Source organism: Micromonospora sp. WMMD882 (genome assembly GCF_027497255.1).
Classification (GTDB): Bacteria; Actinomycetota; Actinomycetes; order Mycobacteriales; family Micromonosporaceae; genus Micromonospora.
The window spans coordinates 284,777-305,305 of sequence record NZ_CP114903.1 but is presented as its reverse complement, the minus strand read 5'-3'; the positions used below and the strand labels follow the sequence as shown (position 1 = coordinate 305,305).

Here is a 20,529-nt window from a genome sequence, read left to right as displayed (position 1 = left end):
GAAGGGAGGGTCCCGTGCTCGACAGGCTGGTCATCCAGAAGACCCTGCGGGTGCCGGCCAGCGCCGGCGCGACCGGGGACGGCACGGCGGTGGCCCGGCAACTGGACGCGGCGCTGCTCGACGTCGGGTTCTCGGCGTCGCGGGCCCTGCTGGAACACGTCGGCACGCTGGCCCCCGGGCCGGCGATGGACCTCGCCGCCACGGTCGTCACGGCGGTACGCGAGCTGGTCGGCGACCACGTGCGGCACAACGCCTACTTCATCGGCTTCCCGGACGACGTGCCGGACACCGTCGAGTTCTGGGTGGACCGACTGCGCGCGGCCGTCCTCGCCGGTGGCGGCACGGCGACCGACGCGTGGCTGCGCGACGCCGTCCGCTCCGGCGGCGTGAACCTGCTCGACCTGCCCGGCTACGGCAGCTACCAGCACAGCCACGCCGAGCTGCTGGCCGCGCACGACGAGCTGGTCGCCGCCGCCGGGGACCGGTTGACCCTGCTGCGCCTCGGTGACCCCGTCGAGGCGGAGGCGACGCGGCTCTACCTGGCCCTGGCCGGCAGCGTCACGCCACTGGGCGAGGCGGACCTGGCGATCCTCGGCGAGCTCGCGGTGGCCTGCGCGGACGGTCCCCAGCCGGCCGGGATCCCGGTACGGGAGAACCGGGCCGTCCTCAACGGCATCCGGCTCGTCCTCGGCCGTCGGCTGGTCGGCGTGGACACCACGACCGACGTGTTGCGGCTGGCCTGCCAGGTCTCCGGCGGGGACGCCGCGCTCACCACCCCCACCCGGTTCCGGGCCTTCCGTCGCCCGGAGCGGCGGACGCTGCTGGCCGCCCTGGACGAGGTCGTCGGGGCGAACCCGAACAAGCTCGGGGACGTCGCGCGCCACGCGGAACGCTGGAAGCGGCTCGGGGAACGGCTGCACCCGCACGAGTACGGTCAGTGGCCGTACGCGCAGCAGGTGTTCGCGGTCGCGCGGGGCGAGCGGCGGGCGCCCGGTCTCGCCGGCCGCGCGGAGGCGGCGATCCGGGCCGGGGCCGTCGGTACGGCCGCGTCGGCGCTGTCGGCCGCCCCGGGCCTGCTGCTGCGCTCCGCCGACCGGCTGCTGCGGCTGGCGTCGGCGACGGAACGCGCCACGGTGGTCGACGCGGTCACCGGGGCGCTCGGCTCGGCGTCGGGTCGGGTGCTGCTCTCGTTGCGCGAACACGTCGAGAACCGGCTGCGGCCCGCGTCGGCCCGCATCTACCCGACCCGGTCGCGTACCGCGTTCGTCGGCCCCGACGACCGGCCGCCGCTGCCGGCCGACCTGGTGGCCGAGTTGTCCGCGCTGCTGGACGCCGAGATCAGCGCCCGGCTGCCGGAGCTGGACCGGCCGCTGCTGGTGGATCCGGCGGCGCTCGACATCGCCCTGCCGTTGTCCGGCCGGGCGGCCGAGGGCGGGTTCGCGGTGCTGCCGAGGGGCTCGCGGGCGTGGGTCCCGGGTGACCTGCTGCGGTTCTTCACCTACTGGCGGCAGACCAGCCGGCGCACCGACTACGACCTGTCGGTGCTGCTGCTCGACGACGACTTCCACAGCGCGGGCCAGGTGTCCTGGACGAACTACCACCACGACGGCGTCACGCACTCCGGTGACGTCACCGGGGCGGAGCACGGCGCGACCGAGTTCGTCGACGTGCCGTCGACCGTCCGTGGGCGGTACGTGGTCCCGCAGGTCAACATCTACGCGGGCGAGTCGTTCGCCGAGGTCGCCGAGTCGATGTTCGGCTACCAGACCCGGGCCCGGGACCAGCGCGGCGCGCCGTTCGACGCCCGTACCGTGCGGGCGCGTTCGCAGCTACGCGGCCCGGGCCGGGTCGCGCTGCCGATCGTGTTCGTCCGTGGCGGGCGCGGCTGGCAGGCCGTGTGGCTGCACCTCTACCTGCGGGGCACGCCGTCGTTCAACCGGGTGGAGGGCAACACCTTCAGCACGGCCGACCGGGTGCGCGCGCTTGTCGAGCGGCGGCACCTGACCATGGCGTACCTGCTGGACCGGTGGCGCACGAAGGCGGAGGTGACGATGTGGGACGCCTGCCCGCCGGACGAGCCGGTCACCTTCGTCGGGATCGACGCGCCGGAGGGCCTGCCGGACGGGTCGCGGACGTACACTCTGGACCGGCTCGGTGAGCTGATCCCCGGTTAGACTCGGCGGGGGGCCGAGGCCATGTGGGCGCTTCCTTCTGATTCCGTTCGATTCGGGAACCTCCGCCATGGCGGGGGATCTGGCATTCAGCGCCCGCGCTCTCCTCGGCCCCCACGCTAGCCCGGCCGGTTCCCGGCGGCGGCGTCGATCGCCGCCGCCGGGAACCGGGAAACGGTGGTATCACGGTCGGGGGACGCCCCCGTATCAGGGATACCGGGCCGGCCGGGCGCCCCGCCCGCCCCCGGCGGGCCGGCGGGCCCGGGGCGGGGCTCAGATTGCGAAGCAGTTCGGGGTGACCGCGCGGTCGGCCAGGGCGTCCTGGACCATCGTGTACGTGGTGCCGTCGAGCACCAGCCCGAGGTGCCCGACGACGCGCAGCGGGCACCAGGACTGCACCAGCGCGTTGACCGCCCCGTCGGCCAGGGTGGCGTTCTGGGTGGGCCGGACCAGCTCGTCCTGGAGCGTCCGGATCGTGGTGTAGCGGACGGTGCCCGGGGTGTCGTCCCCGGCGTTCAGCTCGTTGAGGAACGCCGACCCGATGGTCATCTGCTGGCAGGCCACCACCCCCAGGCAGTCGCCCAGGCCGAGGAACCGCGCGATGTCGGCGACGTACGTGCCGTAGTGCGGGCTGCCCAGGGTGACCAGCCGCCCGACCGAGCCGACGCCGCCGAGGTTCTTCAGGTAGTACCGGGAGACCAGCCCGCCCTCGGAGTGGGCGACCAGGTCCACGGTGGCCGCGCCGGCGCTCGCGCGTACCTGGGCGACGTAGCTGTCCAACGCGCGGGCCGAGGCGGCGATGTCACCGAGACCGAGGCCGGGAAGCTGGTAGATCCACACCCGCCGACCGTCGACGCGCAGCCGCGTGGCCAGCGGCTCGTAGGTGACCGCGACAGCGGAGAGCCCACCGACGACGATGACCGGGTTGGCGGCGGCGGTTGCGGCCCGGGTGGCCGACTGGTCCGGGGCGGCGGGAGCGGCGGTGGCGCTGGTGGCGGGGACGGTGAGCAGCAGGGCGGCGGCGGTCGTGGTGGCGGTGACGGTGGCCGCGATGATCTTTCGGAGCAGCATGGCTGCGCCCTCCGGTGGGGGTGGCCCCGCAGGTGGCGGGAACGGTGAGGGGGACGTCCGATCGATCGTGGCCACCATGATGCCGACAATGATTCGCGTACGTCAATGACAAGTTACGTCCGGGTAACCCGGGATCGGCGGTCGGCGCTCAGGAGTCGGTGTCGTCCAGCCCGTGCCGCCGGATCCGCGCCGCCCGCTCCCGCCGCCCCTGCCGGACCAGCAGCCCGAGCCAGTGCCGCGCCGCGCCGCTGGTGCCGGCAAGCACCTCGGCGAACAGCTCGTCCCCCCGGTTCTGCTCGGCCAGCAGGTCGACCAGCCGGTGGGCGGCGTACACGTTCCCGGCATCCGCGCTGACGCGTAGGCCGTCCACGTCACCGTGCCAGGACAACACCCTGGCCAACCACCGCTGGGCGGGCCAGCTGCCGGCCTCTGCCCGAGTTCGCAGTTGCCCCGCCTCACCACGCCTGATCAACAGATCCACCAGCCGGGTCTCCGCCGTCCGGTCGCCAGCGTCGGCGTGAGCCTGCAAGGCTGCCAGGTCGGCCTGCCCGGTCAGCGAGTCGGTAAGCTCGGACCGGGCCTCGTCGTCGGCGCCGTGTCCGCCGGCATCGACCACAGCCTGCGGCAGCTTCTCCAGAGTGATGAGGGCGTACACGTCGCCGGCATAGGCCCTGGCCGCCAGCTCCGCCACCTCTCTCCGATCGACAAGAATCTCGGTCAAGGTGTGGGCGGCGTTGAAGTCACCGGCATCGGCACGGGCCCGCAGGCCTGCCTCGTCCCCCTTGCTGACCAGCAGACTCACCAGGTAGACAGAGGCCAGTACATCCCCCGCGTCCGCCCAGGCGCGCAGCCGCTCGCCGTCACCCCGGGCGCTCCACAGGTCCGCCAACTGAACCTTCGCCATCACGTCACCGGCGTCGGCCCGCCGCGCGGCCTGCTCGATGTCGCCTTCCGCGACCAGCAACTCCACCAGCATGGCCGCCGCCGGCCCGTCCCCGCTGTCCGCCCGGGTCCGTAACTGCTCGGTCTCGCCGCGCCGGGCCAACAGGTATGCCAGCCGACGAGCTGCCTCCCTGCTCCCGGCATCGGCGTCAGCCCGCAACCGCTCGACGTGGTCCGGCTCGGCGAGCAGGTCGGTGAGCTCGTCGGCGGCGTTCCGGTGTCCGGCGTCGGCGAGTCGCCGGTACGCGGCGACCGCGTGGCCGTACCGGAGTCGGCGCATGGCGCTGTCGGCGAGGCGGGTGAGATCCTCGCCGGAGGCGTGCGCGACGAGCGCCTGCCAGGTGAGGGTGGGAATCCGCTCAGCCCGCCGCTGCCGGATCAGCCGCTGGTGCAGGTAGTCGGTGATCGTGTAGCCGAGCACGGCGCGGTGGTCGTCGCTGGCGACCTCGCCCAGCGGGGCGGTGGCCCGGTCCTGCGGTCGGGTCCGGCTGGTCAGCTCGGCCAGCGCCCCCGGGAACCAGCCGTCGTCGGCGCGCACCATGGTCAGGTGGCCCCGGGCGGCGGCGCGCAGCAGGTCGGCGGTCAGCGGGGACTGGACGCCCACCCGACGGGCGTCGACCGCGGCGTGCAGGATCGCCCGCTGCTCGTCGGTGGCGCGTTCGTAGCGGTCGATGATCTGACGGGCGCCGGCGAGCGCCTCGGTGACGTTGTAGTCCCGGTCGGCCACCGCCACCGCCAACCGCTGGTCGTCGCCCGCCAGCCGGGCGGCGGCCTCCCGTTCGCCCCGGGAGAACGTGTCCAGCCGGAGCTGTCGTACCCGCCGGTCGTCAAGGATGTCCACCGCCTCCGGGTAGCGTGGTCGCCGCTGGCCGGGACGCGGCTGGTCCGGGCTGTCGGTGATGTCGGCGCGCAGGGTCTCCGCGTACGGCGGCCACAGCGTGCCCAGGATGATCACGGGGGTGGGGGCGTCCAGCAGCCGCCGGACCGTGGCGACGGTGATCGGGCTGGCGTCCGCGGTGAGGTACGGGCCGGGCAGGAAGCGTTGCAGCTCGTCCAGCCAGACGATCAGCTTCGGCAGCGGAAAGGTCGCCCCGGCGATGGCGTCGACCAGGCCCCCGTCACCGAGGTCGGGGGCCAGGACGGTGAAGTCGGGCAGCTCGGCGCGGGCCGTCTCGTACAACAGGCGGGTCTTTCCGACGCAGGAGTTGCCGACCAGGATCAGGAACCCGCCCGTGTCCCGCGCGCCACGCAGCCACTGCCGGACGTCGTTTTCCCGGTCGCGGGGGACGAAGGTCGGCAGGGCCGGGTCGGGGCCGACGGCGGCCCGACCGACCAGCCGCCGCCACCACGACACGTCCGGCTCGACCGGAGTCGGGGGCGTAGGCGGGTCGAGGGCGGGGTGGACCCGCAGCGCCAGCGCCGACGTCCGCCGGTCGCCGATGCGCCAGAGCCGGTCGCTGCGGCCCAGGTGCGCGCCGAGCCGCTCGGCGGCCTGTTGCTCCCGCCGGTCCGCCGAGGACAGCGCCGACGGCTGACCGCCCTGGCGCAGCTGCAGCGTGCCGAACAGCACGGCGACCAGCAACGACAGCAGGCCGACGACCATGCTGACCACGCTGGCGATGCTGTCCTTGTCGCCCAGGGACCGGCCGGCGTACCCGCTGACCAGCGCGACCAGCGGCGGAGCCGCCCACCAACCGACGACCCCGAGCACGCCCGCGACGGCGAATGTCTTCCACGGCCACCTCCGCCGACCGGCGCCAACCGGGGCCGACCGCCCGCTCCCCCACGTCATCCCGTGCCTCCGGTCCCTCCGTCCACCCCGGGCGCGTCCGACGTACGGGCGGTGAGGGGCTCGGCAATGGCGGCGAACTCGTGGAGGGTGACCCGGCGGCCCTCCACGATCTCCTGGCCGGTCACCCCGGACCGCAGCGGACCGTCCCGGACGAAGCCGACGTCGGCGGACCGCTCCGCCGGAAGCCCTACCTGCCGATGATCCACCGCTCTCCGCATCCACTGTGCACGATGAACAGTACAGATTGGGAAACGTTCCCCGCATTCACCACATGCCCCTTGTCGCCCGAGCGGCAACGCCCCTCACCTCGACCCCACGCCTCGATCGCCGTCGCTCGGATGTTCAGGTGGGCACGGGCGGCTCGGCGCGGGGAGAGGGTGGGATACGCGCCCTGTCGAGCTGCCCCGTATCCGGGGCAGCGGAACGGGGGCCGGGAGCGGAGGGCCACGACGAGGGCGAGATCCGGTCGGGTCACGACGAAACCACTACCGCGCACGCCGCCGTCCCCCACCTGCAGCCCGGCCCCGCAGGGCTACTGCCGCTGATCACAGGGCCCCGATCGCGCACCGCAGGAGGCACGGTCGCGCCACCGCAGGGACCCCGGTCGCGCGCCTCGCGGGCCACGTCGCCCACCCCAGGGCCTCAGTCGCGCGTCGCAGGGGCGCAACCGACGCCGTGCCCCATATCCGGGGCAGCTCGACAGGCACTCACGGAGCCAACACCCGACCGGTCGGCAGGACAACCGTCACCCCCCGAACGCGCCGCATCGGCCGCATCCAGAACCGTCAGAGGACGAGCGCACACCACCCAGCACACGGCGCAACCCGGCCTGCTCGACGACACATCCTGATAGGGCGGTATCCCTCAAAGCCGGTACCGCCACATCTGGACCGCCGCCGAGAGCAGGCCCGTCGCCGTGCTGACCGCCACGGTGGCCGCCACCCTGGACGGCGTCAGCGCGCCGATTACCGTGGCGGCCGGCGTGGCCCTGCCGGCCAGCAGCACCCCACCGGCCAGCAGCGCTGCGCCCACCGACCCGCCGCCGACCGGGGCCGCGTGCGACGTCCGCTACTCGGCCTACGTCTGGGACACCTACCTGACCAGCAGCATCACCGTCACCAACACCGGGGCGACCACGATCACCTCCTGGGCGCTGCGCTTCACGCTGCCCACCGGGCAACGCATCACCAGCCACTGGAACGCGGTGTACTCACCGGTCAGCGGCCGGGTCACGGCCCGGGGCCTCGACGACCACGTCAGCATCGGGCCGGGCGGCGCGATCGTCATCGGGTCCGTGGCGACCCACACCGGTGACACCAGCGTCCCGTCCTCGTTCACCCTCAACGGGACGCCCTGCTCCCTCGGCTGACCCGCCCGCTGTCCGACACCCCCCGCTCTCCCTGCTCCACGCGCCCTCGCCTCGTCGATCTAGAGGTCATCGCTGTTGATGGAAATCAGCTAACGACGATCTGCCCTCGATCGACGAGGCGAGTGGGCGGGGGCGGGTGGGGTCAGCGGGCGGCGAGCGCCCGCTGGGAGGGGGCGACCGGGGCGGGAAGGGCGCCCGCGCCGCCCAGGTGGGCGTGGATCGCGGCGGCGGCGGCCCGGCCCTCGGCGATCGCCCAGACGATCAGGGACGCGCCCCGGTGCATGTCGCCGGCGACGAAGACCCCGTCGACGTCGGTCTGCCAGTCGGGGCGGGCGTCCACCGCGCCCCGGGCGTTGCGGGTCACGCCGAACTGGGTGAGCAGCGGCTGCTCCTCGGTGCCCTCGAAGCCGATCGCCAGCAGCACCAGGTCGGCCGGCAGCTCACGTTCCGAGCCGGGCAGCGCGGTGACGATCCGCCGGCCGTCCCGCTTCTCCACCGTCACCTCGGCGATCCGGACGCCCTTGACCTGGCCGGTCCCGTCGTCGACGAACTCCTGCACGGCGACCGCGAAGACCCGCTCGCCGCCCTCCTCGTGCGCCGGGTAGCTGCGCAGCAGCCACGGCCAGGTCGGCCACGGGTCCCGCTCGGCGTCCCGGGTGTGCGGCGGCTCCGGGTACAGGTCGAGCTGGTGGACGCCGGCAGCGCCCTGCCGGTGGGCCACCCCGAGGCAGTCCGCCGCGGTGTCGCCGCCGCCGATGATCACCACGTGCTTCCCGGCGGCGTCGATCGGCGCCGTCGCGTCCCGGCCGGCGACCACCCGGTTCGCCGCGACCAGGTGCTCCATCGCCTGGTGGATGCCGCGCAGGCCCCGGCCCGGGGTCTCCGGAGTGTCCCGGCCGGCGAGCGCCCCGCAGGCCAGCAGCACCGCGTCGTACGTCGACCGGAGCTGCTCGGCGGTGACGTCCACGCCGACGTGCACGCCGGCGCGGAACTCCACCCCCTCGGCGGCGAGCTGGGCCAACCGCCGGTCGATGTGCTCCTTCTCCAGCTTGAAGTCCGGGATGCCGTACCGGAGCAGGCCGCCGATCGCGTCGTCGCGCTCGTACACGGTGACGGCGTGACCGGCGCGGGCCAGTTGCTGCGCGGCTGCCAGCCCGGCCGGGCCGGAGCCGACCACGGCGACCCGCTTGCCGGTCGGCGCGGGCAGCGCCGCCGGGGTGACCAGGCCCCGGTCGAAGGCGGCGTTGGCGATCTCCACCTCGACCTGCTTGATGGTCACCGGGTCGTCGGCGATGCCCAGCACACAGGCCGCCTCGCAGGGGGCCGGGCAGAGTCGCCCGGTGAACTCGGGGAAGTTGTTGGTGGCGTGCAGCGAACCCACCGCCGCCGACCAGTCCCCGGTACGGACCAGGTCGTTCCAGTCCGGGATGCGGTTGCCCAGCGGGCAGCCCTCGTGACAGAACGGGACGCCGCAGTCCATGCACCGGGTGGCCTGCTCGCGGACCAGCCCCTCCTCGGCGGGCGGGTAGACCTCCCGCCAGTCGCTGATCCGCACCGGCACCGGGCGGCGGGCCGGCTGCCGCCGCGGATAGCGCAGGAAACCGTTCGGGTCAGGCACGAGCCACCTCCTGGGCCGTCGCCGTCCGGGTCACCGGCGCGGCCGGCGCGGACAGCGCGGTCATCACCGCATCGTCGACGTCGCGGCCGGCGGCTTCGGCGGCCCGCATGATGTCCAGCACCCGGCGGTAGTCCCGGGGGACCACCGCGGTGAACTCCGCCACCGCCTCCGGCCAGCGCTTGAGCAGCTCCTCGGCGACCGTCGAGCCGGTCTCGGCGACGTGCCGGCGGACCAGGTCGTGCAGCGCCTCGCGCTCCTCGTCGCGCAGCGGGGCCAGGTCGACCAGCTCGGTGTTGACCAGCCGCCGGTCGAGGCCGTGGACGAAGGCGACGCCACCGGACATGCCGGCGGCGAAGTTGCGGCCGGTCGGCCCCAGCACCACCACCGTGCCGCCGGTCATGTACTCGCAGCCGTGGTCGCCGACGCCCTCGACGACCGCCGTCGCGCCGGAGTTGCGCACCGCGAACCGCTCCCCCACCCGGCCACGCAGGAAGACCTCGCCGCCGGTGGCCCCGTACAGGATGGTGTTGCCGGCGATGATCTGATCCTCGGCGCGCTCGCCCGGACGGGCGTCGCCGGCGGTGAACGGGGCGGCCTGGTCGGGGGCGACGACCAGCCGCCCACCGGAGAGGCCCTTGCCGACGTAGTCGTTGGCGTCGCCGTGCAGCCGCAGGGTCACCCCGGACGGCAGGAACGCGCCGAACGACTGGCCGGCCGTGCCGCGCAGCACGAACTCGATGGTGTCGTCGGGCAGGCCCCGCCCGCCGTGCCGGCGGGTCACCTCGCCGCCGAGCATCGCGCCGACGCTGCGGTGCTCGTTGCGCACCGCCACCTCGACCCGGACCGCGGTGCCGTCGCGCAGGGCGGGGCCGGCCAGCCGGATCAGCTCGTTGTCCAGGGCGAGGTCGAGGCCGTGGTCCTGGGCGCGGACGCCACGGCGGGACGCGCCGGCCGGCAGCTCCGGCAGGTGCAGGACGCGTCCCAGGTCGAGCCCGTGTGCCTTCCAGTGCGCCACCGCCGGGGCGACGTCGAGCAGCTCGGTCTGCCCGATCGCCTCGTCGATGCTGCGCAGGCCCAGCTCGGCCAGGTAGCCGCGGACCTCCTCGGCGAGAAACAGGAAGAAGTTCTCCACGAACTCGGGCCGGCCGGTGAAGCGCTCCCGCAGCACCGGATTCTGGGTGGCGATGCCGACCGGGCAGGTGTCCAGGTGGCAGACCCGCATCATGACGCAGCCCTCGACGATCAGCGGGGCGGTGGCGAAACCGAACTCCTCCGCGCCGAGCAGCGCCGCGACCAGCACGTCCCGGCCGGTCTTGAGCTGGCCGTCGACCTGCACGGTGACCCGGTCGCGGAGCTTGTTCAGCAGCAGCGTCTGCTGCGCCTCGGCCAGGCCCAGCTCCCACGGGGTGCCGGCGTGTTTGAGGGAGTTCAGCGGGGACGCGCCGGTGCCGCCGTCGTGACCGGAGATCAGGATGACGTCGGCCTTGAGCTTGGCCACCCCGGCCGCGACGGTGCCCACGCCGACCTCGCTGACCAGTTTGACGTGCACCCGGGCGGCCGGGTTGACGCACTTCAGGTCGTGCACGAGCTGGGCGAGGTCCTCGATCGAGTAGATGTCGTGGTGCGGCGGCGGCGAGATCAGGCCGACGCCCGGGGTGGCGTGCCGGGTCCGGGCGATCCACGGCCAGACCTTGTTGCCGGGGAGCTGACCGCCCTCGCCGGGCTTCGCGCCCTGCGCCATCTTGATCTGGAGGTCGTCGGCGTTGACGAGGTATTCGCTGGTCACGCCGAACCGGCCGCTGGCGATCTGCTTGACCGCCGAGCGACGGGCCGGGTCGTAGAGCCGCTCGACGTCCTCGCCGCCCTCGCCGGTGTTGGACTTGCCGCCGAGGCGGTTCATCGCCACGGCCAGGGTCTCGTGCGCCTCCGCCGAGATCGACCCGTACGACATGGCGCCGGTGGCGAACCGTTTGACGATCTCGCTGGCCGGCTCGACCTCGTCGATCGGCACCGGAGGGCGGACGCCGGCGCGCAGCGTGAACAGGCCACGCAGCGAGCCGGCCTGCGCGGCCAGCGCGTCGACCTTGGCGGTATACTGGCGGAACACGTCGTACTGCCGGCTGCGGGTGGCGTGCTGGAGCAGGAAGACCGTCTCCGGGTTGAACAGGTGCAGCTCGCCCTCGCGCCGCCACTGGTACTCGCCGCCCACCTCCAGGCCGGTCGACGCCGGGGCGCCCGGGGCCGGCCAGGCCAGCGCGTGCCGGGCGGCGATCTCGGCGTGCACGCCGTCCAGGTCGACCCCGCCGATGGTGCTCGGAGTGCCCCGGAAGTACCGCTCGACGAGCTGGGCGTCCAGACCGACGGCCTCGAAGACCTGCGCCCCGCAGTACGACGAGACGGTGGAGATGCCCATCTTCGACATGATCTTCAGGACGCCCTTGCCGAGCGCCTTGACGTAGTTGCGGACGGCGGCGCGCGGCGCCACGCCGGGCAGCGCGCCCGTGGTGATCATGTCCTCCACGGACTCGAACGCCAGGTACGGGTTGACCGCCGCCGCGCCGTACCCGATCAGCACGGCCGCGTGGTGCACCTCCCGGCAGTCGCCGGACTCCACCACCAGCGCCACCTGGGTGCGGGTCTGCTCCCGCACCAGGTGCTGGTGCACGGCGGCGGTGAGCAGCAGCGACGGGATCGGCGCCAGGTCGGCGTTGGAGTCCCGGTCGGAGAGCACCAGGATGCGTACGCCGTCCTCGATCGCCTCGGAGACGTGCCGGCAGATCTCGGTCAGCCGGGCCCGGATGCCGGCCCCGCCCTCCCGGATCTTGTAGAGGCCGGAGACCCGGACCGCCTTGAAGCCGGGCAGGTCGCCGTCGTCGTCGACGGAGAGCAGCTTGGCCAGCTCGTCGTTGTCGATCACCGGGTACGGCAGCACGATCTGCCGGCAGCTCGCCGCCCCCGGGTCCAGCAGGTTGCCCTCCGGGCCGATGAGCTGCTGGAGACTGGTGACCAGCTCCTCCCGGATCGCGTCCAGCGGCGGGTTGGTGACCTGCGCGAAGAGCTGGTGGAAGTAGTCGTAGAGCAGCCGGGGCCGGGTGGACAGCGGCGCGATCGGGGTGTCCGTGCCCATCGAGCCGAGCGGCTCGACGCCGGTCCGCGCCATCGGCGCGAGCAGGATCTTCAGCTCCTCCTCGGTGTAGCCGAAGGTCTGCTGCCGGCGGCGCACCGAGTCGTGGGTGTAGACGGTGTGCTCACGGGCCGGCAGGTCGCCCAGCTCGATCAGCCCGGCGTGCAGCCAGTCGCCGTACGGCTGCGCGGCGGCCAGCTCGGCCTTGATCTCGTCGTCGTGCACGATCCGCCCGGCGACCGTGTCGACCAGGAACATCCGGCCCGGCTGGAGCCGCCCCTTGGCGACCACCCGGCCCGGGTCGAGGTCCAGCACGCCCGCCTCGCTGCCCAGCACCACCAGGCCGTCGGAGGTGCGCCACCAGCGCCCCGGGCGCAGCCCGTTGCGGTCGAGCACCGCGCCGACGATCTCGCCGTCGGTGAAGGCCACCGAGGCGGGGCCGTCCCAGGGCTCCATCAGGCTGGCGTGGAACCGGTAGAAGTCGCGCTTGTCGGCGCGCATGTCCGGGTCGTTCTCCCACGCCTCGGGGATCATCATCAGCACCGCGTGCGGCAGGCTCCGCCCGGCCAGGTGCAGCAGCTCCAGGACCTCGTCGAAGTTCGCCGAGTCGGAGGCGGCCGGGGTGCACACCGGGAACAGCCGGCGGATGTTGCCGGGCAGGTTCGGGCTGCGCAGCAGCGCCTCGCGGGCCTGCATCCAGTTGCGGTTGCCCCGGATGGTGTTGATCTCGCCGTTGTGGGCGATCAGCCGGTACGGGTGCGCCAGCGGCCAGGACGGGAACGTGTTCGTGGAGAACCGCGAGTGCACCAGGGCGATCGCGCTGGCCACCCGCTCGTCGCGCAGATCCGGGAAGTACGCCGGAAGCTGGTCGGGGGTGAGCATCCCCTTGTAGACCAGGGTGCGCCCGGACAGCGACGGGAAGTACGCCGGCACGCCCCGCTCGGCGGTCTCCCGTTCGGTCTGCTTGCGTACGCAGAACACCACCCGGTCCAGGTCGATCCCGGCCAGCGGGGAGCCGGCCGGCCCGTCCGGGGTGTCGGTGAGCCGGTGCGCGGCGAGGAAGATCTGCCGGATCCGGGGCATCGCGGCGAGCGCGGTCTCGCCGAGGCCGCTCGGGTCGACCGGCACGTCCCGCCAGCCGAGCACGTCCGCCCCCTCGACCAGGGCGTACTTCTCCAGCACCTGCCGGGCCCGGGCCTCGGCGGCGTCGTCGTCGGGGAGGAAGAGCAGACCGGTGGCGTACTGGCCGGCGGGCGGGAGGGGGAAGTCCACCACGGCGCGGAGGAACGCGTCCGGCACCTGGATCATGATGCCCGCGCCGTCGCCGGTGTTCGGTTCCGCGCCCCGGGCGCCCCGGTGGTCGAGCCGACAGAGCGCGCCGAGACCGTTGGCGACGACCTGGTGGGAACGTCGCCCGTGCAGGTCCGCCACGAAGGCCACCCCACAGGCGTCACGCTCGTGCGCCGGGTCGTACAGCCCCTGGGCGGCGGGCGTGCCCGCGCCCGGCTGCGGGCCGGCGGGTGTGGCGGTCTGCGGGTGGGGAGGGTACGGAAAGGCCACCGGGCCTCCTGTCGTCGCTCAGGTGTCAACACGGGTCGGGACGACGTCGGCCCTTGAGGGTCTATTGAGTCTACGTTAGGGCGCGACATGCAAGGGCGGGAAGGATTGATCACACTTCCATCATCTGGGACGTGTAGTCTCGCGCGGTGGATCACGTACCCGCTGAGACGTTCGACCGCCTGGAACGCTTCTACGACGCGGTGCCCCGGGACGCGGCCCACCCCGAAGCGTACGGCGCTCTGGTGCTCTTCGTCCGGGACGGGGCCGGCTGGCCGTTCTACGCCCGGCCCCGCCGCGACGCCGACCGGCCGCCCTCGCTGGCCGACATCAACGACGTCCGGGCCCGGCAACGGGAGCTCGGGCTGCCCGAAGCCTTCGAATGGGTCCACGAGACCACGCCCGACCTGCTGGCCGTGGCCCGCTCGGCGGGACTGAGCGTGCTGGAGGCGCCGCTGATGGTGCTGGACCCGGCCGCCCTGCCCGACCCGGGCGCCCTCACCGACGTACCCGTGCGGTTGCTGGACCCGGCCGCGCCGGACTTCGCCGCGCAGGTGGCGGTGCGGCGGGCCGTCGCGGCGGTCGGGTTCGGCGCGGCCGGCACCGCCCCCGGCCACGTCGGCCCGACCGAACGCGACGCCGCCGTGGCCGAGCTGGACCTCGCCGCCGTCGAGGAGGAAGGCTCCCGGATCGGCGACGGCCGGCGACTCTCCGCGATCGCCGCCACCCCCGCCGACGGCGCGCTGGCCAGCGGCATGGCCATGCGGGTCGACGACGTGGCCGAGATCGCCGGGGTGGCGACCCTGCCGGTGGCCCGCCGCCGGGGACTCGGCGCGGCGGTCACCGCCACCCTCGCCCACGCCCTGCTGGCCGCCGGCACGGAGCTGGTCTTCCTCTCCGCCGGCAGCGAGGAGATCGCCCGGGTGTACGTCCGGGTCGGGTTCCGCCGCGTCGGCACCGCCTGCATCGCCGAACCCGCCGCCCTGCTCACCTGACCGTCAGGCGGACGGGGAGGGCGGACGCCACTGGGCGGCGGTCGACGCGGCGTGGCCGAGCAGGCGGGTGGTGATCGGGCCGAGCGCCGCGTCGCGGGCGCGCAGCGCCAACCGGCCCCGGGTCTGGAGCACCGCCGACATTCGCCGGGTCTGCCGGACCACGGTGGCCACCCGGGGACGGCGGGTCCGGTCGTACGCGGCGGCCGCGTCCGGCAGCCGGGCCTCCCGCAGCAGGGACGCCAGGGTGGCCGCGTCCTCGAAGGCCAGGCAGGTGCCCTGCCCGAGGTGCGGGGGCATGGCGTGCGCGGCGTCACCGAGCAGCACCACCCCGCCGGGACCGGACCGGAACGCGTACTGGCGGGGCAGCGGACGCAGCTCGCGGACCTCCTGTTGGACCAGGTCGGCCGGCTCGGTGGCGGCCAGCAGCTCGCCGACCGGCGCGGGCCAGCCGGCGAACCAGCGACGCAGCAGGGCGAGCTGGGTCTCCGGCGGCTCCGGCCGGGACGCGCCCGCGGCGGTCGCCATCCAGTAGATGCCGCCCCGGTTGGTCCCCCCGGTGGCGCCGCGCTCGCCGAGCGGAGCCGAGACGAACCGGTAGCCGGCCCCCAGGGTCTCGCCGCCGGCCGGCTGGTCGGCGGGCAACCGGGGCGCGCGGTACCACGGGATCACCGCCCGCCAGGTGGCGCTGCCGGAGGCCACCACCCCGACCGAGGGCGCGAGCTGGCGACGGATCACGCTGTCCACCCCGTCGGCCGCGACCACCAGATCCGCCTCGTGGCGTCGGTGGTCGTCACCGACCCAGGGCCGCTCGTCGCCGCCGGCGCGCACCGTCCGCACCGTCACGCCGGTACGCAGGTCCACCCGGTCGCCGAGCCCGGCGACCAGGGCGTCGTGCAGGTCCTCCCGGTGCACCACGACCGGCATCCGCTCGGCCGGGGTGGGACGCGGCTGCACCAGCCAGTGCCCGTCCGGACGGCGGATCCCGCCGTCGGGCAGCGGGGTGGCGATGGTGTCCAGTCCCGCGCCGAGACCCAGCGCGCGCAGCGCCCGGACCCCGTTGGGCCAGAGCACCACCGCGGTCGGCGCGGGACGCACCCGGTCGGCCCGTTCCAGGAGGGTCACGTCCCAGCCGGAGCGGGCCAGCGCCCCGGCGGCGGCGAGGCCGCCGACCCCGGCCCCCACCACCACAGCGGTACGCGCGGCCACGACCGTCAGCCGTCGCGCTCGGCCGAGGCGGCCCGGTCGGCGGCCGGCTCCTCGGGCGGCAACGTGCCGGTGTCCCGGTACGCCCGGAACTGCTCCTCCCCGACCACCCGGTACCCCTGGGGGGCGGCCGGGTCGGGGGCGGCAGCGGCGCGGGACAGGTCACGCTGGGAGACGTCCCCGCCGTCGGCGGCCGGCGTCGGCTCCGGCGCGGCGATCGGGACCAGGTACTCCCGTGGCCCCCGGACCCGGACGAAGTAGACGAGCGCGCCCAGGAACACCAGCGCCGAGGTCCACACGTTGAGCCGCAGGCCGAGGATCTCGGTGGCGTCGTCGGTGCGCATCAGCTCGATCCAGAACCGGCCGGCGGTGTAGCCCATCACGTAGAGCGCGAAGGCCCGCCCCCGACCCAGCTTCAGCCGTCGGTCCAGGGCGAGGACCAGCAGGGCGACGCCGACGTTCCAGAGCGCCTCGTAGGCGAACGTCGGATGGTAGAGACCAGGTTCGAGGATCGGCTGACCGCCCTGGTCGCGTAGCGCCTGGCCGGGGTTGTCCGGGTCCATCCGGTGGATCTCCAGCCCCCACGGCAGGGTGGTACGGCCGCCGTACAGCTCGTTGTTGAACCAGTTGCCGAGCCGGCCGACCGCCTGGGCCAGCGGCAGTCCCGGGGCGAGGGCGTCGGCCACCACCGCGAACGGGATGCCGAGCTGGCGCGCGGCGAGCCACGCGCCGACCGCGCCACCGGCGACCGCGCCCCAGATGCCGAGCCCGCCCTCCCAGATGGCGAACGCGGCCAACGGGTCGCCGCCGGTGCCGAAGTACTTCCCGGGCGAGGTGATCACGTGGTAGATGCGGGCCCCGATGATGCCGGCGGGCACCGCCCAGACCGCGATGTCGAGCACCGCGCCGGGCGCCACGCCCCGGCGACGCAACCGGTACTCGGTCACCAGGCAGGCCACCACGATGCCGGCGACGATGCACAGCGCGTACGCCCGGATCGGCACCGGTCCGAGCTGCCAGACCGCGGTGCTGGGGCTGGGCAGAGCCGCCTGGGGAGTCAGCGAGGCGTATGTCACGGGTGCACACGCTACCGTCGCGCCCGGTCGGGGGGCACCCCGGTCCGGCGTCGGCCGGCCGCCCCGCCCGGCGACCCTGCCCAGCCTCCCCAGCAGCTTGCCCGCCTCGCTTGCGGCGTCTCGCCTGCCCGCCCGGCTCCGATGTCTCGCCTGCCCGCCCGGATTCGGCGCGCTGTCCTGCCCGACGTGGGCGGGTCGCCGGGCCTTGGTGATCTCGGAGCCTTGGTGATCGCGGCGTTTCGGCGCACAGCCCTGCTCCACCTCGGCGTGCCGGTCGCCGGCCTGTCCAGGAGCGGTGAGCAGGACCGACGTCCGGGCGGTGGAGAGCCTCTGGAGCTGCCCCGGAGATGGGGCGGAACAGCAGCCGGATGCGAGCCGCGACGGGTCGTGTCGGCTCCGCGCGGAGCGGACGCACGGACGGGGCAGCTCGACAGCCTGCCGAACGGCATGACCACAGCCACGATCGCAGTCACGATCGCAGACCCAGGCGGGCGCACGGACGGGGCAGCCCGACAGGCTGCCGGAGGACCTACCGTCGGGAAGAAGGCGGGGCGACGGACTGGACCGGGAGGCGGGATGCCCGGGAGGCGATGAAGCGGGGTGGCCGGGAGGCGGGGCGGGTGGGTCAGGCCGGTCGAGGGGCGCGGACACCCTCGGCCAGCTCGGCGGAGAGGGCCCGCAACGCGGTCAGGCCCGCGGTCTGGTCGGGGGCGTCGAGCAGGCAGCGGATCAGCGCGCTGCCCACGATCACCCCGTCGGCGTAGCCGCCCACGGTGCCGGCCTGCGCGCCGGTGCCCACGCCGAGACCGACCCCGACCGGCAGATCGGTGACCGCCCGGACCCGGCCGACCAGGGTGGGCGCCGCCTCCGAGGTCTGCGCCCGGGCCCCGGTCACCCCCATCACCGCGGTGGCGTAGACGAAGCCCCGGCAGTGCGCGACCGTCATCGCCAGACGCGCGTCGGTGGACGACGGGGACACCAGGAAGGTCCGGTCGAGGCCGTGGGCGTCCGAGGCGGCCAGCCACTCGTCGGCCTCGTCGGGGATGAGATCGGGGGTGATCAGGCCGGTGCCCCCGGCGGCGGCCAGGTCCCGGGCGAACGCGTCGACGCCGTACTGCTCGATCGGGTTCCAGTAGGTCATCGTCACCACGGGCGCGCCGGTGGCCGCGACCGCCTCGACGATCCGCACCGCGTCGGCGGTACGGACCCCGCCGGCGAGGGCGATGTCGCTCGCCTTCTGGATCACCGGGCCGTCCATCACCGGATCGGAGTACGGGATCTCCATCTCGATCACGTCGACGCCGGCCTCGACCATGGCGGTCATCGCGGCGATGCTCCCGTCGACGGTCGGGAAGCCGGCCGGCATGCAGCCGATCAGCAGGGCCCGCCCGTCCGCCCGCGCCTTGTCGAAGGCGACCCCGATCCGGCTCATCCGTTCACTCCTTGTCGAGGATGCCGAAGTACCCGCCGGCGGTGTGGACGTCCTTGTCGCCCCGCCCCGAGAGGTTGACCACGATGACCGGCTCCCGGCCCAGCTCGGCGGCGAGCCGGGGAGCGATCTTCAGCGCGCCGGCCAGCGCGTGCGAGCTCTCGATCGCCGGGATGATGCCCTCGGTGCGGCAGAGCAGCTCGAACGCGGCCATCGCCTCGTCGTCGGTGACCGGCTCGTACCGGGCCCGGCCGCTGTCGTGCAGCCAGGCGTGCTCCGGGCCGACGCCCGGGTAGTCCAGGCCGGCGGAGATCGAGTGCGACTCCACGGTCTGCCCGTCGGCGTCCTGGAGCACGTAGGTGCGGGTGCCGTGCAGCACCCCGGACCGGCCCCCGGTGATGCTGGCCGCGTGCCGGTCGGTGTCGACGCCGTCCCCGCCGGCCTCGAAGCCGTACAGCCGCACGTCGGTGTCGTCGACGAAGGCGTGGAAGATGCCGAGCGCGTTGGAACCGCCGCCGACGCAGGCCGCGACCGCGTCCGGCAGCGCGCCGGTCTGGTCGAGGCACTGCTGCCGCGCCTCCTCGCCGATGCCCTTGACGAAGTCGCGGACCATCGCCGGGAACGGGTGCGGGCCGGCGGCGGTGCCGATCAGGTAGTGGGTCTGGTCGACGTTGGCCACCCAGTCCCGCATCGCCTCGTTCATCGCGTCCTTGAGGGTGCGCGAGCCGTTGGTGACCGGGACGACCGTGGCGCCGAGCATCCGCATCCGGGCCACGTTGAGCGCCTGCCGCTCGGTGTCGACCTGGCCCATGTAGACCACGCACTCCAGGTCGAACAGGGCGGCGGCGGTCGCGGTGGCCACGCCGTGCTGCCCGGCCCCCGTCTCGGCGATCACCCGGGTCTTGCCCATCCGCCGGGTGAGCAGGGCCTGGCCGAGCACGTTGCGCACCTTGTGCGCCCCGGTGTGGTTGAGATCCTCCCGCTTGAGCAGCACCCGCGCGCCGACCTTCGCGGAGAACCGGTGGGCCGGGTAGAGCAGCGACGGGGTCCCGGCGTAGTTGCGCAGCAGCGCGTCGAACTCGGCCAGGAACTCCTCGTCGCCCATCGCCTTGCGCCACGCCGCGTCCAGCTCGTCCAGGGCGGCCACCAGGGCCTCCGGGACGAACCGGCCGCCGTACCGGCCGAAGTGACCGGCGCTGTCGGGCACCTCGGCGGCGGGGCGGGGTGCCGGCGGGTTGGCGCTCATGCGGGTCCTCTCTCGCTGTTCGGGTCGGCCGGTACGGGGACGGTCAGCCGGCGCGGCTCACCGCACCGGGCGGGGGGTGGCCGGGTGGTTGCCGGCGTTGACCAGCTCGGCCACCGCCTCGCGGGGGCTCTTCTGGGTGACCAGGCCCTCGCCGACCAGGACGGCGTCCGCTCCGGCGGAGGCGTACCGGATCAGGTCGTGCGGCCCGCGCACCCCCGACTCGGCGATCTTGACGACGCTGCTCGGCAGACCGGGCGCGATCCGCTCGAACACCGACCGGTCGACCTCCAGGGTGCGCAGGTCCCGGGCGTTGACCCCGATGACCTGGGCGCCGGCCTCCAGGGCCCGGTCGGCCTCCTCCTCGTCGTGCACCTCGACCAGGGCGGTCATCCCAAGCGACTCGATCCGCTCCAGGAGCCCGACCAGGGCGTTCTGCTCCAGGGCCGCGACGATCAGCAGCACCAGGTCGGCCCCGTGCGCGCGGGCCTCGTGCACCTGGTAGCTGGAGACCACGAAGTCCTTGCGCAGGACCGGGACCTGCACGGCGGCCCGGACGGCGGCCAGGTCGTCGAGCGAGCCGCCGAACCAGCGCCCCTCGGTCAGCACGCTGATCGCCCGCGCGCCGCCGGCGGCGTACTCCCCGGCCAGCTCGGCCGGGTCGGCGATCTCGGCGAGCTGTCCCCGGGACGGGGAGGAGCGTTTCACCTCGGCGATCACCGCCACGCCGGGTCGTCGCAGGGCGGCGTACGCGTCCAGCGGGGGCGGTGCGGCGGCGGCGAGTTCGCGGATCCGCTCCATCGGGATCTGCTCCTGCCGCCGGGCGACGTCCTCGCGTACGCCGGCCAGAATCTCGTCGAGCACGCTGGCGGGTCCCGTCGATCCGGGCTGGTCCCCCTCCGCGTGCGCATGCTCCGCAGTCACCAACGGACTCCCCTC

Annotated in this window: 13 protein-coding genes; 3 read left to right on the top strand and 10 right to left on the bottom strand. The window is 74.3% G+C overall.

What is annotated here, in order from left to right; all coding sequences use genetic code 11:
- The first annotated feature begins 14 nt into the window (after positions 1–14).
- Entirely contained in the window at positions 15–2,174 is a 2,160-nt protein-coding gene (locus O7606_RS01305) for a hypothetical protein (protein ID WP_281597135.1), read from the top strand.
- A 270-nt stretch (positions 2,175–2,444) separates the two neighbouring features.
- On the opposite strand, the gene O7606_RS01300 is transcribed toward O7606_RS01305, so the two are convergent.
- The 3 genes from O7606_RS01300 to O7606_RS01290 form a co-directional block, all read right to left on the bottom strand.
- Positions 2,445–3,242: an alpha/beta fold hydrolase gene (locus O7606_RS01300; protein WP_281597134.1), complete on the bottom strand. Its 798-nt coding sequence runs from the start codon at positions 3,240–3,242 to the stop codon at positions 2,445–2,447.
- Between the two features lie 148 nt (positions 3,243–3,390).
- The gene (locus O7606_RS01295) at positions 3,391–5,895 is read right to left on the bottom strand and encodes a hypothetical protein (RefSeq protein WP_281597133.1); all 2,505 of its coding nucleotides are present in this window, start codon (positions 5,893–5,895) and stop codon (positions 3,391–3,393) included.
- A 77-nt stretch (positions 5,896–5,972) separates the two neighbouring features.
- Positions 5,973–6,182: a hypothetical protein gene (locus O7606_RS01290; protein ID WP_281597132.1), complete on the bottom strand. Its 210-nt coding sequence runs from the start codon at positions 6,180–6,182 to the stop codon at positions 5,973–5,975.
- A 710-nt stretch (positions 6,183–6,892) separates the two neighbouring features.
- Between O7606_RS01290 and O7606_RS01285 the strand changes: the two genes are divergently transcribed.
- Entirely contained in the window at positions 6,893–7,345 is a 453-nt protein-coding gene (locus O7606_RS01285) for a cellulose binding domain-containing protein (RefSeq protein WP_281597131.1), read from the top strand.
- Positions 7,346–7,487: 142 nt separating this feature from the next.
- On the opposite strand, the gene O7606_RS01280 is transcribed toward O7606_RS01285, so the two are convergent.
- A complete protein-coding gene (locus tag O7606_RS01280; protein WP_281597130.1) occupies positions 7,488–8,963 on the bottom strand; it encodes a glutamate synthase subunit beta in 1,476 nt (491 codons plus the stop codon).
- Positions 8,956–13,563: a glutamate synthase large subunit gene (gene gltB / locus O7606_RS01275; RefSeq protein WP_281599438.1), complete on the bottom strand. Its 4,608-nt coding sequence runs from the start codon at positions 13,561–13,563 to the stop codon at positions 8,956–8,958. Before gltB ends, O7606_RS01280 begins: the two co-directional genes overlap by 8 nt.
- A gap of 230 nt (positions 13,564–13,793) precedes the next feature.
- On the opposite strand from gltB, the gene O7606_RS01270 reads away from it, so the two are divergent.
- On the top strand, positions 13,794–14,639 hold the full coding sequence (locus O7606_RS01270) for a GNAT family N-acetyltransferase (RefSeq protein WP_281597129.1): 846 nt from the start codon (positions 13,794–13,796) through the stop codon (positions 14,637–14,639).
- A gap of 3 nt (positions 14,640–14,642) precedes the next feature.
- Here O7606_RS01270 and O7606_RS01265 read toward each other — a convergent pair whose 3' ends face one another.
- The 5 genes from O7606_RS01265 to trpC form a co-directional block, all read right to left on the bottom strand.
- The gene (locus O7606_RS01265; protein ID WP_281597128.1) at positions 14,643–15,845 is read right to left on the bottom strand and encodes an NAD(P)/FAD-dependent oxidoreductase; all 1,203 of its coding nucleotides are present in this window, start codon (positions 15,843–15,845) and stop codon (positions 14,643–14,645) included.
- Between the two features lie 5 nt (positions 15,846–15,850).
- Positions 15,851–16,918 carry a prolipoprotein diacylglyceryl transferase gene (lgt, locus tag O7606_RS01260; protein WP_281597127.1) on the bottom strand — a complete coding sequence of 356 codons (1,068 nt, stop codon included), beginning with the start codon at positions 16,916–16,918 and terminating at the stop codon, positions 15,851–15,853.
- A 625-nt stretch (positions 16,919–17,543) separates the two neighbouring features.
- Positions 17,544–18,350, bottom strand: a complete 807-nt coding sequence (gene trpA, locus O7606_RS01255) for a tryptophan synthase subunit alpha (RefSeq protein WP_281597126.1) — start codon at positions 18,348–18,350, stop codon at positions 17,544–17,546.
- Positions 18,351–18,354: 4 nt separating this feature from the next.
- Positions 18,355–19,593, bottom strand: coding sequence for a tryptophan synthase subunit beta (gene trpB / locus O7606_RS01250; protein WP_281597125.1), 1,239 nt, complete (start codon positions 19,591–19,593; stop codon positions 18,355–18,357).
- A gap of 57 nt (positions 19,594–19,650) precedes the next feature.
- On the bottom strand, positions 19,651–20,454 hold the full coding sequence (gene trpC / locus O7606_RS01245) for an indole-3-glycerol phosphate synthase TrpC (RefSeq protein ID WP_281599437.1): 804 nt from the start codon (positions 20,452–20,454) through the stop codon (positions 19,651–19,653).
- Positions 20,455–20,529: the final 75 nt, after the last annotated feature.

Coding starts and splice junctions, on each gene's coding strand:
- trpB (WP_281597125.1), bottom strand. CDS start 19,593: ATGAGCGCCAACCCGCCGGCACCCCGCCCCGCCGCCGAGGTGCCCGAC.
- O7606_RS01300 (WP_281597134.1), bottom strand. CDS start 3,242: ATGCTGCTCCGAAAGATCATCGCGGCCACCGTCACCGCCACCACGACC.
- trpA (WP_281597126.1), bottom strand. CDS start 18,350: ATGAGCCGGATCGGGGTCGCCTTCGACAAGGCGCGGGCGGACGGGCGG.